12 protein-coding genes and 1 pseudogene are annotated in these 16162 nt (G+C 40.6%); 9 read left to right on the top strand and 4 right to left on the bottom strand.

What is annotated here, in order from left to right; translation table 11 throughout:
- The first annotated feature begins 68 nt into the window (after positions 1–68).
- Positions 69–2882 (top strand): TonB-dependent receptor, encoded by a 2814-nt coding sequence (locus A4V03_RS01810; RefSeq protein ID WP_065537725.1) that lies wholly within the window; start codon positions 69–71, stop codon positions 2880–2882.
- A 130-nt stretch (positions 2883–3012) separates the two neighbouring features.
- A complete protein-coding gene (cls, locus tag A4V03_RS01815; protein ID WP_065537726.1) occupies positions 3013–4452 on the top strand; it encodes a cardiolipin synthase in 1440 nt (479 codons plus the stop codon).
- A gap of 24 nt (positions 4453–4476) precedes the next feature.
- Here cls and A4V03_RS01820 read toward each other — a convergent pair whose 3' ends face one another.
- The 3 genes from A4V03_RS01820 to A4V03_RS01830 are packed head-to-tail and all read right to left on the bottom strand — an operon-like array spanning position 4477 to position 6457.
- Positions 4477–5010 carry an RsmD family RNA methyltransferase gene (locus A4V03_RS01820; protein WP_065537727.1) on the bottom strand — a complete coding sequence of 178 codons (534 nt, stop codon included), beginning with the start codon at positions 5008–5010 and terminating at the stop codon, positions 4477–4479.
- The gene (locus A4V03_RS01825; protein WP_065537728.1) at positions 5001–5771 is read right to left on the bottom strand and encodes a DUF3822 family protein; all 771 of its coding nucleotides are present in this window, start codon (positions 5769–5771) and stop codon (positions 5001–5003) included. The genes A4V03_RS01820 and A4V03_RS01825 overlap by 10 nt, the downstream gene beginning before the upstream one ends.
- A complete protein-coding gene (locus tag A4V03_RS01830; protein WP_065537729.1) occupies positions 5771–6457 on the bottom strand; it encodes a hypothetical protein in 687 nt (228 codons plus the stop codon). The genes A4V03_RS01825 and A4V03_RS01830 overlap by 1 nt, the downstream gene beginning before the upstream one ends.
- A gap of 95 nt (positions 6458–6552) precedes the next feature.
- Between A4V03_RS01830 and A4V03_RS01835 the strand changes: the two genes are divergently transcribed.
- From A4V03_RS01835 to A4V03_RS21750, 7 genes and pseudogenes are all read left to right on the top strand, one after another.
- Positions 6553–7971, top strand: coding sequence for an ATP-dependent DNA helicase (locus A4V03_RS01835; RefSeq protein ID WP_065537730.1), 1419 nt, complete (start codon positions 6553–6555; stop codon positions 7969–7971).
- Between the two features lie 335 nt (positions 7972–8306).
- Entirely contained in the window at positions 8307–8750 is a 444-nt protein-coding gene (locus tag A4V03_RS01845) for a hypothetical protein (protein WP_065537732.1), read from the top strand.
- Positions 8734–9081: an IS66 family insertion sequence element accessory protein TnpB gene (gene tnpB / locus A4V03_RS01850; protein WP_065537733.1), complete on the top strand. Its 348-nt coding sequence runs from the start codon at positions 8734–8736 to the stop codon at positions 9079–9081. The genes A4V03_RS01845 and tnpB overlap by 17 nt, the downstream gene beginning before the upstream one ends.
- An 86-nt stretch (positions 9082–9167) precedes the next feature.
- Positions 9168–10787: an IS66 family transposase gene (gene tnpC, locus A4V03_RS01855; RefSeq protein WP_065537734.1), complete on the top strand. Its 1620-nt coding sequence runs from the start codon at positions 9168–9170 to the stop codon at positions 10785–10787.
- Positions 10775–11230 carry a DUF4372 domain-containing protein gene (locus A4V03_RS21210; RefSeq protein ID WP_236588679.1) on the top strand — a complete coding sequence of 152 codons (456 nt, stop codon included), beginning with the start codon at positions 10775–10777 and terminating at the stop codon, positions 11228–11230. The genes tnpC and A4V03_RS21210 overlap by 13 nt, the downstream gene beginning before the upstream one ends.
- Complete coding sequence (locus tag A4V03_RS21215) at positions 11218–11922, top strand: IS4 family transposase (RefSeq protein ID WP_236588678.1); 705 nt, start codon at positions 11218–11220, stop codon at positions 11920–11922. Before A4V03_RS21210 ends, A4V03_RS21215 begins: the two co-directional genes overlap by 13 nt.
- 292 nt (positions 11923–12214) lie before the next feature.
- Positions 12215–12541 (top strand): annotated as a pseudogene (locus A4V03_RS21750) (IS110 family transposase); the annotation flags it as partial.
- A gap of 433 nt (positions 12542–12974) precedes the next feature.
- Here the strand turns inward: A4V03_RS21750 and alaS are convergent.
- Entirely contained in the window at positions 12975–15593 is a 2619-nt protein-coding gene (gene alaS / locus A4V03_RS01870) for an alanine--tRNA ligase (RefSeq protein WP_065540236.1), read from the bottom strand.
- Between the last annotated feature and the right edge of the window lie 569 nt (positions 15594–16162).

Genomic DNA, 16162 nt, shown 5'->3' on the forward strand with positions numbered 1-16162 from the left:
AACCTTTTGCGATTCGATTTGTCAAAAAGGCATTGTTATTGCTACTAATATAATCGTAAATAAGGTAAATGAAAAGATTTTCAGCAGGGTTGGTGCTGATGTTGCTATGCACCTTCTCAATTTTTGCACAGAATAAGGTTATTACTGTTTCGGGACGTGTGGTGGAAGCCGACACAAAAGAGCCTGCAGCGCAGGCTACAGTTCAATTGTTATCATTACCCGATAGCGCTTATGCGGCAGGTATAGCCAGTAGTAACCAGGGATGGTTTACTCTCCCCAAAGTGAAAGCCGGAAAATATGTGTTGAAAGTTTCCTATATTGGATTCCGAACCAAGTTCGTGCCGGTACAATTATCTGCTAACACCACTGATAAAAAAATGGGAACCATTGCATTGGACCCGGATGCTGTCATGCTGAAGGAAGCGGTGATTACTGCCGAAGCACCTCCTGTAACTGTAAAAGCTGATACGACAGAATACTCTGCAGCTGCTTATCCTGTACCTGAAGGTTCAATGTTGGAAGAATTGGTAAAGAAGATTCCTGGTGCTGAAGTTAGTGATGAAGGTAAGATCACTATAAATGGAAAAGAAATCAAAAAGATTATGGTTGATGGTAAAGAGTTTTTCTCCGATGACCCTAAAGTCTCAATGAAAAATTTGCCTGCTAATATGATTGAAAAAGTAAAAGCCTATGATAAGAAAAGTGATATGGCGCGTATCACAGGAATTGATGATGGTGAGGAAGAACCTGTTTTGGATTTAACTGTGAAGAAAGGGATGAAGAAGGGATGGATTGGAAATTTGATTGCAGGCTATGGAAGTCAAGAACGATATGAAGGTGGGGTGATGATTAGCCGTTTTAAAGATGATTCCAGTATCTCTGTAATTGGTTCTGCTAATAATACCAATAATAAAGGTTTTTCAGAATTTGGTGATGCCGGACAGGGATTAGGAGGTGGAAATGCAGGTTCCGGTATTACAACGGCACAATCTTTGGGTATTAATTTTGCTAAAGACACAAAGAAATTTCAAATTGGAGGACATGTTCAGTATGGACATTCTGATAATGATGCCCGTCGTAAAACTTCTTCAGAAACATTCTTGGGCGAAACTTCTTCTTTTGCCCAGAGTGAAAACTATTCAAATCGTAATCGTCATGATTTTAAGGTTGATTTTCGTTTGGAATGGCGTCCTGATACATTGACTACAATAATTTTTCGTCCCAATGGTAGCTACTCACAGACGGAATCAAGTAATAGTTCTTGGTCAAAAACGGAAAATAATTTGCATAGCCCTGTTAATGAAAAGGAAGCTGCCTCTTCTTCTAAAAGTCATAATGCATCTTTTAATGGTACTTTGATGGCCTTTCGGAGGTTGAATAATAAAGGGCGAAATTTGTATTTAGGAGCACGTTTCGGCTATAGTGATAGCGAATCAGATTCTTATTCTAATTCAAGCACTGAGTTTTTTGAGTTGGATAGTATTTCTGACATTGCAAGATATACAGATCGTAATAGTGACAGCCGTAATTGGAGTATATCTGCTTCTTATACTGAACCTGTTTTTAAGAACCATTTCTTACAATTGCGTTATGAGTTTGCTCATCGTAAACAATTGTCACAGGCATTAGTATATGATAGCATTAATCGTTATCCATATCCGGAATACATGGAACGCGGATATGATAATGATTTAAGTACGCGTGTGGAAAATTTTTATGATACTCATACTGCAGATGTTTCTATGCGCGGTATTCACCCTAAAATGATGTATAGTGTTGGCGTTGGCTTAACTCCTCAAACATCTTTAAGCGAAACAACTATTGGTCCTAATTACAAAAAAAACTATCCCGAACAAAATGTGCTGAATTGGGCTCCTTCAATAATGTTCCGTTATATGTTTAATAAACAGCATATGTTAATGTTCCGTTATCGTGGACGGAGTAGCACTCCTAATATTGAAGATTTACAAGAGGTGATTGATATTACTGATCCAATGAATATGAGATATGGTAATCCAAACTTGAAGCCTTCATTCAACAATAGTTTCACGCTTGATTATAGGAAGTATGTGCCAGAAGCTATGCGTAGTTATTCTGTTAATTTATATTATACAAATACATTGAATTCTGTAGCTAATAAAATGACGTATGATCCTGAAACTGGTGCACGGGTTTATAAAAAGGAGAATGTAAATGGGAATTGGCAGGCGAGAGGATATTTTTCTTTTAATACTCCGTTGAAAAATAAGAAATTTACAATCTCATCTAATACAAATGCCAGATATAGTGATGCGGTAAGTTATACAAGCGTTGGAAATAATAAAAATTTAGATCAGGAGTTAAGTACTACGCATAATCTAGCTTTGGGCGAACGTTTTACGAGTAGTTACCGTAGTGAACTGTTTGATTTGTCTTTAAGCGGTTCGGTCAATTATAATTTGGTTCGAAATAGCAAGCAAGAAAATAGTAACCGCGAGACGTTTGATTATTATATAGGAGCTAATACGAATGTAAATCTTCCATGGCAGATATCTATTTCTACGGATGTAAACTGTCGGTTTAAGGATGGATACACAGGTGGATTAAATAATAATGAGGTGTTATGGAATGCCCAGATATCTAAGAATTTCTTGAAGAATAACTCTGGGACTATTCGTTTTAAAATTTATGATATCTTGAAGCAACAAACTAATTTATCCCGTTCTATTAGTGAAACAATGATGAGTGATACGGAATACAATACTTTGGGAAGTTATTTCATGGTACATTTTGTATATCGTTTTAATACTTTGGGTGGAAAAGCTGGTAATAGACATGGCTTTGGAGGAGACCCAAGAAGAGGACATGGTTTTGGTGGCGGTGGTAGACCCATGCGCTTTTAATCAATATAAAGTCTGGATGAACAGGAAGTCCTGACGGCAACGATTGATAGAGTTGTCACCAGGACTTCTTTGTTAATCCGATAATTTACTCTATATTTGTTGTTTAGTATCCGTATGAAAGGAGATTCCTATGATTGATTGGAACTATATACTCAGCCAAATAGCAACAGTGGCTTTTGATATTCTTTATTTCGGAGCCATTATCGGTACGATTGTCATTATCATTCTTGACAACCGTAATCCTGTTAAGACTATGGCATGGATACTCATATTGCTTTTCCTTCCTATTGTCGGACTTGTCTTTTATTTTTTCTTTGGGCGGAGTCAACGTCGCGAACGTATTATTGGGCAAAAAAGCTACAACCGCTTATTGAAGAAACCAATGGTCGAATATCTGGCGCAGGATTGCTCGGATGTTCCCTATGAATACTCTCGTCTTATTCCGCTTTTCCAGCAAACGAACCAAGCGTTTCCATTTGAGGGGAACCGTGTGGCAGTCTATACCGAAGGATATACCAAACTTCAATCATTATTGCGTGAACTGCAAAAAGCGAAGCAGCATATCCACATGGAATATTACATCTTTGAAGATGACGCTATCGGGCGTATGGTCAGGGATGTGCTGATAGAAAAGGCTTCTCACGGGGTTGAAGTACGGGTTATCTATGATGATGTAGGTTGCTGGCATGTGCCTAATCGTTTTTTTGAAGAAATGCGCAATGCCGGTATTGAAGTCAGGAGCTTTCTGAAAGTACGTTTTCCCTTATTTACCAGTAGGGTGAATTACCGTAACCATAGAAAGATTGTCGTTATTGACGGACGCGTGGGCTTCGTTGGAGGGATGAACTTGGCAGAACGTTATATGCGTGGCTTTTCTTGGGGTATTTGGCGCGATACGCATATCATGTTGGAAGGTAAGGCGGTGCATGGTTTACAGACGGCTTTTTTGCTTGATTGGTATTTTGTAGACCGTACGTTGATAACCGCTTCCCGTTATTTTCCGAAGGTTGACTCTTGCGGAAGTTCTTTAGTGCAAATTGTCACGAGTGAGCCTATCGGACCATGGAAAGAAATCATGCAGGGATTGACTGTTGCCATTACCAGTGCCAAAAAGTATTTCTATATGCAAACACCTTATTTTTTGCCTACGGAACAAATATTAGCGGCTATGCAAACAGCTGCATTGTCTGGGGTGGATATACGCCTGATGTTGCCGGAACGTGCCGATAACTGGATAACTCATCTTGGATCGCGTTCTTATTTGGCAGATGTGATGCAGGCAGGTGTTAAAGTCTATTTTTATAAGAAAGGTTTTCTACATTCTAAGCTGATGGTTTCAGATGATATGCTTTCCACTGTAGGGTCTACCAATGTTGACTTCCGTAGCTTTGAGCATAACTTTGAGGTGAATGCTTTTATATATGACGCAGAAACTGCCCTTGAAATGAAAGAAATATTTCTTCAGGACCAGCGCGAAAGTACACAGATCTTTTTGAAGAATTGGGTCAGACGTTCGTCGATGCAAAAAGCAGCGGAGTCTATCGTGCGTTTATTGGCTCCGCTACTTTAATAAGGATGAAATTGTATTTAGTTCTTATCTGAATAGTGAGAAGTTCACACTTCCATACACCCTTCTCTCAAGGAAATGTGGATTTTCTTCGAACTTATTCTCTTTTCCATGCTCCAGTACCAATAATCCTCCTTCTTTGAGAAGATTATTCTGAAAGATTAATTCGGGGATTGTTTCCAACTCTTTTAAAGCGTAGGGAGGATCGGCAAAAATGAAGTCGAACTGTTCGCGACTATTCTTGATAAACTTGAATACATCTCCGCGTATCGGCAGACATTTGTCTGTCTGCACTTCTTTCATGATTTTGCAGATGAATGAGTGATGTGCAGGGTCTTTCTCAATACTGATAACACGGTCGCATCCACGGGATACCAGTTCGATACTGATGCTTCCCGTCCCGGCAAACAGATCAAGAGCTGTTACTCCTTCTTCAAAATCGATATAGTTATTGAGTACATTAAACAGATTTTCTTTGGCGAAATCTGTTGTAGGGCGTGCTTTAAATGTCCGAGGCACGTCAAATCTTCTTCGTTTGTAAATACCGCTGATTACTCGCATGTTAATAAGGCTTGCATGTCAATATTAGTTGCAGGATTCATAACGAATACCTGTAGGATAAACTTTTTCAGTTCACTCATTAAAACATCTTTCTCAGGAAGTATTCCGGTTAGGTGTAACTCATCCCGTTCCTGATTAAACTCCAACTGTTTCCAGACGTATAATAAATAATAAATACGATCTTCTGTATGAGTACATTCAAAGGAATTGGCCAGAAGCAGATGTCCTCGTTCAAAGCAATAGATGTCAATGCCGTCTTTGCGTACAGAAACATACATCTTCTTACTGTTTCCTAATCTGCTTTTTGCAGAAAAATAATCAATGAATGAAGTGGATTGAGAATAGAAACGAGCTTCGGGATATTGCCCATTCAAAAAGGTTTGTGCGCTTTTATCTATGCCGAAGATGACAGCTACATTATTCTTTCTTAGGATATTATGGAGCACCGTTTCGTTTTCTCTTTTTTGATGATTATGATAAAACAGCAGTTCTGCCTGTTCCTCCTCAAACAAGTCTAATGGCGCGATTGTAAAACGCTTGCTTGCCATCATTATATTTACCTGTTTGTAAGGATGATTTAGGAAGTCCGATTCGTGAAAGACTGCCTTTAGATTGGCTGTAAGTGATAGAGATGTATCTATCTCTTTCTCTATTATTGAAAGCGAATCGTTATGAATCGGGTTATAGATAGAAAAAGAAAATCCATCCGTACTAAGACGGATGGATAAAGTATATTGTTTTGATTTAGTAAAATCAATCATTATTCCCAGTTACCAGCACCATTGTTTGGAGTATCGATAGAACCTACCATCAAACCGCTATATCTGCCTAGTTTAGAATCCAGGTCTTTCAGGTTGATGATTTCTTGTTTGTCAAGTCCGCCTAAGTATGTCTCGTATGGAGCTTTTACTTCGAACAAATATACTGGGGCACCAGATTTGGCAGTATCGTTTTTAACGTTCATTTCGAATTGAGCACCATTACCGTGAGGAATATATTTCATAGAATCTGCATTGAATCCTTTCGGATAAATAGTATCCAATACAGCTACCCACATAGTGTCACGTTTGAAGTTTTCAAGTCCCCATTTCTTAACTTCATCGTATCTGCCGGTTTTTTTCGCTTTTTGGATGATATCTACTGCTTTCTTTTCAGTCAATCCATCTTCCAACTGCTTATCTGTCAGCTGTCCGATTTTCATAACGAACGGCAATTTTTGATTTTTAACGAAATCAATCAATGTGTCTAATCTGGGGGCATACATTCCGCGATGTAGCATACGATACTCCTGCTGTGCTTTACGGATGTCAATCAGGCGGGCAATAACAGCTTTTTCCCTTTCCTTCTTTGCCTTTTCAAAATTGATAGGACCCATAATGCTGCTGTAGCAGATATAAACTAATGCGGCAGCACAGAGCACTAATACAATATTAAATACTGTTTTCATGATAAATTATGTTTTTAGTTGTTATATTCGCATCGCAAAAATAGAATAAATAAATTTAAATACGATAGTTCCTTGAACTTTTTTCTCGTACAAAAATGATAAATAACTATTTAGAAAGGCAAATTAAGGAAAATTTTCCTTACCAACCAACTTTAGAGCAGGAAATTGCTGTAAAATCTCTTTCAGAGTTTCTGCTGTCTACGCTGGCAGATGAAGTCTTTATCTTAAGAGGGTATGCTGGTACTGGTAAAACATCGTTGGTAGGGGCATTGGTGAAAACGATGGATCAGCTGCAGCAGAAGTCTGTATTGTTGGCTCCTACAGGGCGTGCGGCAAAAGTCTTTTCAGTGTATGCAGGACATCCGGCTTTTACCATTCATAAAAAAATATATAGACAACAATCTTTTTCTAATGAGCTTAGTAACTTTTCGATCAATGACAATTTAGCTACCAATACATTGTTTATTGTCGATGAGGCTTCCATGATTTCAAACGAAGGACTGTCGGGCAGTATGTTTGGAACAGGACGTTTATTGGATGATTTGGTGCAATTTGTGTATTCGGGGCAAGGTTGCCGGCTCTTGTTGATGGGAGATACCGCACAGCTTCCCCCGGTAGGTGAGGAGTTGAGTCCTGCGCTTTTTGCTGATGCATTGAAAGGTTATGGACTTGAAGTGCGTGAGATTGATCTTACCCAAGTGGTTCGGCAGGTACAAGAATCCGGAATATTGTGGAATGCCACGCAGTTGAGGCAACTGATAGCGGAGGATGATTGTTATTCTTTACCTAAAATAAAAATAACAGGTTTTCCTGATATAAAGATGATGCCGGGTACGGAATTGATTGATGCCATTACCAGTTGTTATGATCATGACGGCATGGATGAGACGATTGTGATTTGTCGTTCTAATAAACGCGCGAACCTATATAATAACGGAATACGTGCACAGATCCTTTGGCGGGAAGATGAACTGAATACAGGAGATATGTTGATGATAGCCAAAAATAATTATTATTGGACGGAGCAATATAAGGAAATGGACTTCATTGCCAATGGAGAAATTGCAGTCGTGCGTCGTGTTCGTAAGACACGGGAGATGTATGGTTTTCGCTTTGCGGAAGTGACTCTCAGATTTCCTGACCAGAATGATTTTGAATTGGATGCGAATCTATTATTGGATACCTTACGTTCGGACTCACCTGCATTGTCGAAAGAAGACAATGACCGATTGTTCTATACGGTACTTGAGGATTATATAGATATTCCAAACAAAAGAGACCGGATGAAAAAGATGAAAGCCGATCCACATTACAATGCTTTACAGGTGAAATATGCATACGCAATAACCTGTCATAAAGCGCAAGGCGGACAGTGGCAGAATGTATTTTTAGATCAGGGGTATATGACGGACGAGTATCTGACTCCCGATTATTTCCGGTGGTTGTATACCGCCTTCACTCGGGCGACGAAGACACTGTATTTGGTGAATTATCCGAAAGAGCAGATGGAATAGATGGTTGGAATATCAAACATGAAATCAGTTAGTTTGAAATCAACTGATTTCAAACTAACTGATTTCATACTTTATTCCACTAGTGGGCACTTTAAATTAAACATCGTTCTTTGAAATCTTTGATAATCGCATAGTTATGTATTTTTTTGGAGCGTGACGATTTGAATTGAAAAGTTGTTTTAGCTTTGCCCAAAAGCTCAAAACAATGAATCAAGGCAAATATATCTTCGCTCAACTTACAGATTTTCTTCCCCGTCGTGTCTTTGACGTAAGCGTCTCCGCGATGCCGTCTTGTTTTATTTGTCATTGTCTTCTACCTTTGCCCTCAAAAAAACATGGCTCCTCCCAATCTTTCTTATCCTTTGATTGTTGAAGACTACAAGCATCATCTTCGTAGTTTTCCTGATAGTTATCTGAGTTTTCAGTCTTTTTGTGAACCCTACAATGTCCGTGTTGCAAGTGTCCGTCAATGGATGCGTCGTCATGGCATTGATCTCAGCGTATTATACTATGAAGTCTTGTTGGAACGTTCCACCTCTGATCCCTCTTTTGAAATCCCCCAGACCTTTTACGGACGGCGTAAAACCTCCCGTCCGCCTGCTGAACAAGAGCCGGCTTCCGTGCAGGTTGTATCCTCCCCTGAAGTTTTAAAAGGCGTTTCCATTACATTTCCTGACGGCATGACAGTCAATATCCGACAAGCCCATGCCCCGGCATTGACCAAATTCATCGAATCCTATAACAAACTAAGTGCCCAAAGTTATGTTCAGTCTGAATGAATACATTAGTTACTACCTTTATCCACGCTATATTGATATGAATAAAGGAATCGAATGTCTTTCTGAATTAATCCGCTCACAGATGAATGCCAGCCCCTTAAGCGGAGACGCTTTCCTGTTTTTCGGCAAGAAAAAAGACATGGTCAAGGTACTTCGCTGGGATACCGATGGATTTATTTTATATCAAAAACGATTGGAAGAAGGCACTTTTGAATTACCCCGTTTTAAGCCTTCCCAAGGGCTGTGTAAGCTTGAATGGGAGATCTTTTTTATGATAATGAGAGGCATCTCGCCGCGTTCAGTACTTCTGAGAAAACGTTTTAAAATATAGTTTTCAACCGATTAATGCGTTGATATATAAATATTTAAGTATGAATATGATTTGTTTTACTAACATATTATCCGTATCTTTACACCATGAATTACAAACGGATAATAAGCTTGCTGGAGGAACAATTACGTTTTTCCAAAGAACAGAACAGGCAACTGGTTGAACAAAACAACCAGCTGCTTGCTCAGAACAAGCGTATGTCCGAACAGTTGTCTGCCCAGTCGGACAATGCCTTCCTTCTTACCCATCAGGTTGAAACTCTTACAGAAGCACTACAATCGCTTGAAAAAGCCTTTGCTGCAAAGGAATCGTCTATGCAGAAAATGCAGAAGACCAACCGGGCATTAAGCAAACTGGTAACTAAAAAATCAGAGAAAATAATCCCTGTTCCATCCGCTGACGAACCGGTAGGGAACCGAAAGAAAGAAGCCCCCTCTCCAAAGGAACGCGGCAACAACAATGCCCGGCGTAAGGAATACTTTGGCCTGGAGATACAAGAACATGATATCTATCCGTCCTGTCCCGGCTTCCAGCCCGAATTCGGGGAGTTTTTGAAGATAGTGGATTCCATCCGCTACGAATATATCCCTCCCCGTTTCATCAAACATATTAACCACCGGTATTATTACCGGTATTTGGGAAATATTATAGCCGGAAGTCTGCCTGCCACGCCGTTGCTGAACTCCAATTATGATGCCTCTTTCATTGCCGGTATCCTGCAATTACGTTATATCTATTCCATGCCCGTGGAAAGAATTATCAAACTCTTTGCCGAAAACGGTTTCGAAATGAACAAGTCTACCGCACACGGGCTGATCCGGAAAGCGGCACAGATGTTGGATGTCCTGCAGGAAGTTCTGCGCGATGCCGTCCACGAGGATGATTATCTGCATATGGATGAGACTTATCATACCATATTGGAAAAAGGAGCCCAGTCAAAGACCGGAAAGAATTCCTGCAAAGGATATATTTGGGCGGCTATGGCAAGCCATTTGAGACTGGTGCACTTCTTTTACGAAAACGGTTCACGGGCCAAGAAAGTACTCACCCGGTATCTTAAACCAGATTACCGGGGAGCTGTACAGTGTGACGGGTTGGGGGATTACAAAATATTGGAGACCGAAGAATACCCCAATGCGATCCGTCTGGCGTGTTTCCAACATTGCAAACGAAAGTTTCTGGATATAAAACAGAATAAGGACGCACAAAAAATTATAGAAATTATCAATAGGTTATATAGGAAAGAACATGAAATGCCACCTGAATATCCACCTGAACAAGCCTTGGAATACAGAAAGAAGCATGCGATCCCTATATTAAGCGAATTAAAAGATGAACTGTTGCAAATACAGGCGAAAAAGACAACCTTGCCAAAAAGTAATTTGAGCAAGGCGGTCAATTATACCCTGAATGAATATCCCGCATTGTGCAATTATGTGCTCAAACCCGAGTATGAACTGGATAACAACGAGATAGAAAGGTTAAACAGGTATATCAGTTTAAGTAGAAAGAACTCGCTATTCTGCGGAAGTCATCAAGGAGCAAAGAGAGCAGCGCTGATATATTCATTAGCGTGCTCATGCAGACTTAATGGGATAAACTCATTCGATTACTTCAAAGACATACTGAACAAATTTATTGAGATTAAACCAAACACTGACAAAAAGGTGATAAGGGAACTGTTACCGGATAAATGGAAGAAGTAACGACATCGCGGAGACGCTTACTCTTTGACCGCTTGGTAGAGAAGTATTCCGGGAATAAGAAAATCAGAACATTCACCTGTTGGAATCAGATGCAGTGCATGATTTTCGGACAACTGACCGCCCGAGACAGTATGCGTGACCTTATGCTCAGCCTCGAGGCACACAAGAACAAGTATTATCACTTGGGATTCGGTGCAATAGTTAGCCGTACCAATCTGGGGAAAGCAAACCGGAATAGAGATTATCGTATCTACGAAGAATTTGCTTATACCCTGATTGCGGAAGCCCGTAATAGCTACAACAAAAATGACTTTGAGGTGAAAGTTGACGGTAATGTTTATGCCTTTGATTCCTCCACCATAGACCTTTGTCTGAATGTTTTTGGTGGGCAGAATTTAGGAAATACAAAGGAGGCATCAAACTTCATACCTTGTATGATGTAAAAACTTCCATACCGACAGTCGTACTGGTAACCAATGCTAAAGTACATGACGTAAACATGCTGGATGAGTTGAGTTATGAAAAGGGAAGTTTCTATATCATGGATAAAGGATATGTTGACTTCACCCGTTTGCATAAGCTTCACACCTGTGGTGCTTACTTCGTTACACGTGCAAAGGATAATATGAGATTCCGTAGAATGTATTCCCGTGAAGTCGATAAAACAACCGGAATAAAATGTGACCAGATTGGAATGCTTGAAACGTATAAATCGCTCAAAGCATATTCAGACAAACTCAGGCGGGTTAAATACTACGATGAAGAACTGGACAGAGAATTTGTGTTCATCACCAACAACATGGAACTCTCAGCAGAGGAAATTGCTTTGCTATATAAGAACCGTTGGCAGGTGGAACTATTTTTCAAATGGATAAAGCAACACCTGAAAGTAAAATCTTTTTGGGGCACCACGATGAATGCAGTCAAGACACAAGTGTACTGTGCCATCATAACATACTGTCTGGTTGCCATTGTCGCTTACAAATTGAAAGTCAACCGTCCAATCTACGAAATTCTACAAATTTTGAGCTTTTCTCTACTGGATAAAACACCTGTAAGAGAGATACTTACCTATTGTGATTACAAAAATGTCAAAGAACTAAATTATAAACAATTGAAAATCAGCTGGGACTAAGTGCCCAGCAGTGACTTTATTCCTATATTTGATACAGTCCGAAGTTATTTATTTGACTGTAAACAGATTAAAAAGAATCCGCGTGAGGTGTGGGCAACGGATAAGAAATTAGTAAGCCTCTGTGGAACACCATGTTTATCACGCTTTCAAATAACTCTTTTACTGGACCTACAAAATTATATAGAAAAATCGATTTTTTCTACACCGGCACAATAAAAACCGAGGCCAACCCTGAAACTCTGCTTCATACTTCGTTTAATTGTTACGAATGTCCTATATTTAAGGAGTGTAACCACGCAATGATATAAGCAACAATAAAGTCAAAAGCAACAGGACGACGCATGGGAACCGATTCCTGCGTCAGATATTGATTGAAATATCCTGGGTCGCATCAAGAACCCGAAACTGCTTTTTCTCAAACTTCAGCTACGTGCAATGCACCCAACGCCATAAGAACAAGATGAAGATACAAGTAGCCATTGCCCGAAAGTTATTGGTTGCGGTATGGCACATGCTGACAAAAGACGAGGATTTTATAGATGTTTACCTCAAGCGGCTTGAAAAGCAGGCGGAATGGCAAAATGATCTTCAAGCATTAGAATCGTTATTGGTCGGATAGACCTTTCCGATATACCTCTATCGACAACATAATTACCTTTGTGCTGCCACATGAGCGCGTTTACAAAATTATTGTATCCATAGAGGGATTGGACACCGGCGTAGTCCTTTTAGGCTGAAGAGGAAAGTAACAAACTTTACTAGTTCAGACGACAAAATACTTGTCGTCTTAGGCGTTTTGTGGGAAAATTTACGGACTATAAGTATAATTAATTAGATACAAGTAAGTTACATGCGAATATAAGAGCGGGGGATTTTTCTTTTTAGAGGAAAGGTAGGAAAAAGTTATGATAATTGAGTTTATATCACGAATATTTTTGGCAGGAGACCGGTTGGTTGTAGATAGCGCGCGGGATTAGAAACAAAAAAACGTGCCTTAAAGTGCGGATGACTTTAAGGCACGGTTCTTGTATGGGATGTATGTTACTGCTTTCTTAGATACCTGCCAGTTCCAGTACTTTTTCAACTGCCGCCGATAGTCCGTCAGTATTTTTACCTCCTGCAGTAGCGAAGTGAGGTTGTCCACCGCCGCCACCTTGAATCAGCTTGGCAGCCTCTTTCACCAAGTTACCAGCTTTCAGGCCACCTGCAACCAAATTATCGCTAAGCATAACTGTCAGCATCGGTTTGCCGTTGTCTGTACTTCCGGCTACGAAGAATAAGTTTTCTGTGATTTCCCCCCGAAGTTGGAAAGCGATATTCTTCACTACTTCTGCCGGTAGCGGAGCACAGAATTTGATTACTTTGATACCGCGGATCTCTTGTACATTTTTCAGTAGTCTTTCCTTCAAAGCTGCTTCTTTCTCTTTCATGAAGTCTTCTACCTGCTTTTTCAACCCGGCATTTTCATCCAGATATTTATGGATGGCAATTCTTAAGTCAGGTGCATTATTGAAGAGAGCCTTCAAGTCGCTAAGTGTATCTTGTATCGTATCCAGCATTTCTTCCACGCGTGCTCCGGTATAAGCTTCAATACGGCGAACGCCGGCAGCAACAGAACTTTCGGAGATGATTTTCACCATACCGATATTTCCGGTTGCAGCTACGTGTGTACCACCGCAGAACTCGATAGAAGTACCGAACTGGATCACACGAACTCTGTCGCCATACTTTTCACCAAAGAGGGCGATAGCTCCCAATTCCTTAGCTTCCTCGATAGGAATATTGCGATATTCTTTCAATGGGATATTAGCGCGGATTCTTGCATTGACGATATGTTCTACTTTACGGATTTCTTCATCGGTCACTTTCTGGAAGTGAGAGAAGTCGAAACGCAATGAATCCGGTGTAACCAATGAACCTTTCTGTTCGATATGTTCTCCCAACACTTCACGCAAAGCAGCATCCAGCAAGTGGGTCGCTGAGTGATTAGCTGCGCAGGCGGCACGTTTGTCGGTATCCACACATGCCATCATCGGAGCTTCCGGATGTTCGGGCAGCTTTTTGGTAATATGTATCGGAAGATTATTCTCTTTCTTTGTATCGACCACTTCAATCGTCTCGAACTCGCTCACCAATACACCTGTATCACCTACCTGACCACCACTTTCTGCATAGAACGGAGTATAGTCGAGTACAATCTGATACAATGTCTGGTTCTTTTGTCTGATCTGACGGTAACGAAGGATAGAAGCCTCGTATTCAGTGTAATCGTAACCAACAAATTCAGTAGTCCCTTCTTTCAGTACAATCCAGTCACCTGTTTCGATGGCGGCGGCGTTGCGGGCACGCTGTTTCTGCTGCTGCATTTCTCCGTCGAACTCTTCGATGTTGACGGTCATTCCGTTTTCACGGAGAATCAGTTCGGTCAGGTCAAGCGGGAAGCCGAATGTATCATATAAGGTAAAGGCATCTTTACCGCTGATTTCAGTTTTTCTATTGGCTTTGGTATCTTCCATTGTCTTGTCCAATAGACGGATACCAGTTTCCAAAGTGCGGAGGAATGATTCTTCTTCTTCCTTGATTACTTTTTCAATCAGTGCCTTTTGTGCAATCAGTTCGGGATAAGCTTCTCCCATGTTGTCGATAAGCACGGGCAGCAGCTTGTACATAAATGCCTGTTTCTGTCCGAGGAAAGTATATCCGTAGCGAACGGCACGGCGAAGGATACGGCGGATTACGTAACCTGCTTTGGCGTTGGAAGGCAACTGGCCATCTGTGATTGAGAATGCAATGGTACGGATATGGTCGGCAATCACACGCATAGCGATATCTTGCTGCTTGTCTTTTCCGTATTCTGTACCCGACATCGCTGCAATAGCTTTCAGCATTGGCTGGAATACGTCTGTGTCGTAGTTGGATGTTTTGCCTTGCAATGCCATGCACAAGCGCTCGAATCCCATACCGGTATCAATAACCTTGGCAGGAAGCGGCTCAAGACTGCCGTCTGCTTTGCGGTTGTATTGCATGAACACGAGGTTCCAGATTTCAATTACCTGCGGGTGATCGTGGTTGACGAGGTCGCGGCCGGAGATTTTGGCACGTTCTTCAGCAGGACGGAGGTCGATATGGATTTCGGAACAAGGTCCGCAAGGTCCTGTATCACCCATTTCCCAGAAGTTGTCGTGTTTGTTGCCGTTGATGATGTGATCTTTCGGCAGGAACTGTTCCCAATAAGAAGCAGCTTCGTCGTCACGGCCCAATCCTTCTTCAGGACTTCCTTCAAATACGGTTGCATAGAGATGTTCCGGATTCAGTTTCAAGACTTCTACCAGATATTCCCACGCCCAGCTGATGGCTTCTTTCTTGAAGTAATCGCCGAACGACCAGTTACCAAGCATTTCGAACATGGTGTGGTGGTACGTATCGTGTCCTACTTCTTCCAGGTCATTATGCTTTCCGCTTACGCGCAAACATTTCTGAGAGTCGGCGACTCTTTGGTATTTCGCCGGATGGTTGCCCAAAATAATATCTTTAAACTGGTTCATACCCGCGTTGGTAAACATCAGGGTAGGGTCGTCTTTTATCACCATGGGAGCCGACGGAACGATGTGGTGTCCTTTCGACTCAAAGAAATTCTTGAATGAATTTCTGATCTCTTTTGCAGTCAACATATCTTCTATATATCTATCGTTGAGGTTAATATTCTCAAAAAAACTGTGCAAAGATAGCTTGTTTTTGCGATATGGCAAAAGTTTGTTTCAATATATTGTGCGAGGGGGCAATACGGATGTGTCTTCTAAAGTATCTCATTAATAACCAAATGTAATAACCGGTTTTAATGATACTTACCGATAACAAAGAGGAGCGAATGGCTATTTTTACTTCTCATTCGTTAATAATCCACTTCTGGTTCATTAATAGAAAACTTCTTTTCCATTAATAGTAAACTTCTTATTATCAGTATGTAAACTTGTTTTTTATTAATTGTAATCTATAATTGCAAGCTTTGATTATAAAAACAAAGGCTTTGATTCTATAAACGCAACTTGCAATTATACAATCAAAGCTTTCGTTTATAGTTTGCATCGAGTGAAAAGAAAGTTTCCTCCCTATCGGAAGGAAGTTTACACTTAATGGGCAGTAAGTTTTTCATTAATAGCCAGGAACGCAACTGTTAATACTTCTTCTGACAGCTACAGATGGACGCGATGAGAAGAGCTTGTTTAAAAAGGATTGAAAT

Source organism: Bacteroides caecimuris (genome assembly GCF_001688725.2).
Classification (GTDB): Bacteria; Bacteroidota; Bacteroidia; order Bacteroidales; family Bacteroidaceae; genus Bacteroides; species Bacteroides caecimuris.

Excerpts from the sequence above, each read along its gene's own strand:
- A4V03_RS01810 (WP_065537725.1), top strand. The coding sequence starts at position 69 with ATGAAAAGATTTTCAGCAGGGTTGGTGCTGATGTTGCTATGCACCTTC.
- cls (WP_065537726.1), top strand. The coding sequence starts at position 3,013 with ATGATTGATTGGAACTATATACTCAGCCAAATAGCAACAGTGGCTTTT.
- A4V03_RS01820 (WP_065537727.1), bottom strand. The coding sequence starts at position 5,010 with ATGCGAGTAATCAGCGGTATTTACAAACGAAGAAGATTTGACGTGCCT.
- A4V03_RS01825 (WP_065537728.1), bottom strand. The coding sequence starts at position 5,771 with ATGATTGATTTTACTAAATCAAAACAATATACTTTATCCATCCGTCTT.
- A4V03_RS01830 (WP_065537729.1), bottom strand. The coding sequence starts at position 6,457 with ATGAAAACAGTATTTAATATTGTATTAGTGCTCTGTGCTGCCGCATTA.
- A4V03_RS01835 (WP_065537730.1), top strand. The coding sequence starts at position 6,553 with ATGATAAATAACTATTTAGAAAGGCAAATTAAGGAAAATTTTCCTTAC.
- A4V03_RS01845 (WP_065537732.1), top strand. The coding sequence starts at position 8,307 with ATGGCTCCTCCCAATCTTTCTTATCCTTTGATTGTTGAAGACTACAAG.
- tnpB (WP_065537733.1), top strand. The coding sequence starts at position 8,734 with ATGTTCAGTCTGAATGAATACATTAGTTACTACCTTTATCCACGCTAT.
- tnpC (WP_065537734.1), top strand. The coding sequence starts at position 9,168 with ATGAATTACAAACGGATAATAAGCTTGCTGGAGGAACAATTACGTTTT.
- A4V03_RS21210 (WP_236588679.1), top strand. The coding sequence starts at position 10,775 with ATGGAAGAAGTAACGACATCGCGGAGACGCTTACTCTTTGACCGCTTG.
- alaS (WP_065540236.1), bottom strand. The coding sequence starts at position 15,593 with ATGTTGACTGCAAAAGAGATCAGAAATTCATTCAAGAATTTCTTTGAG.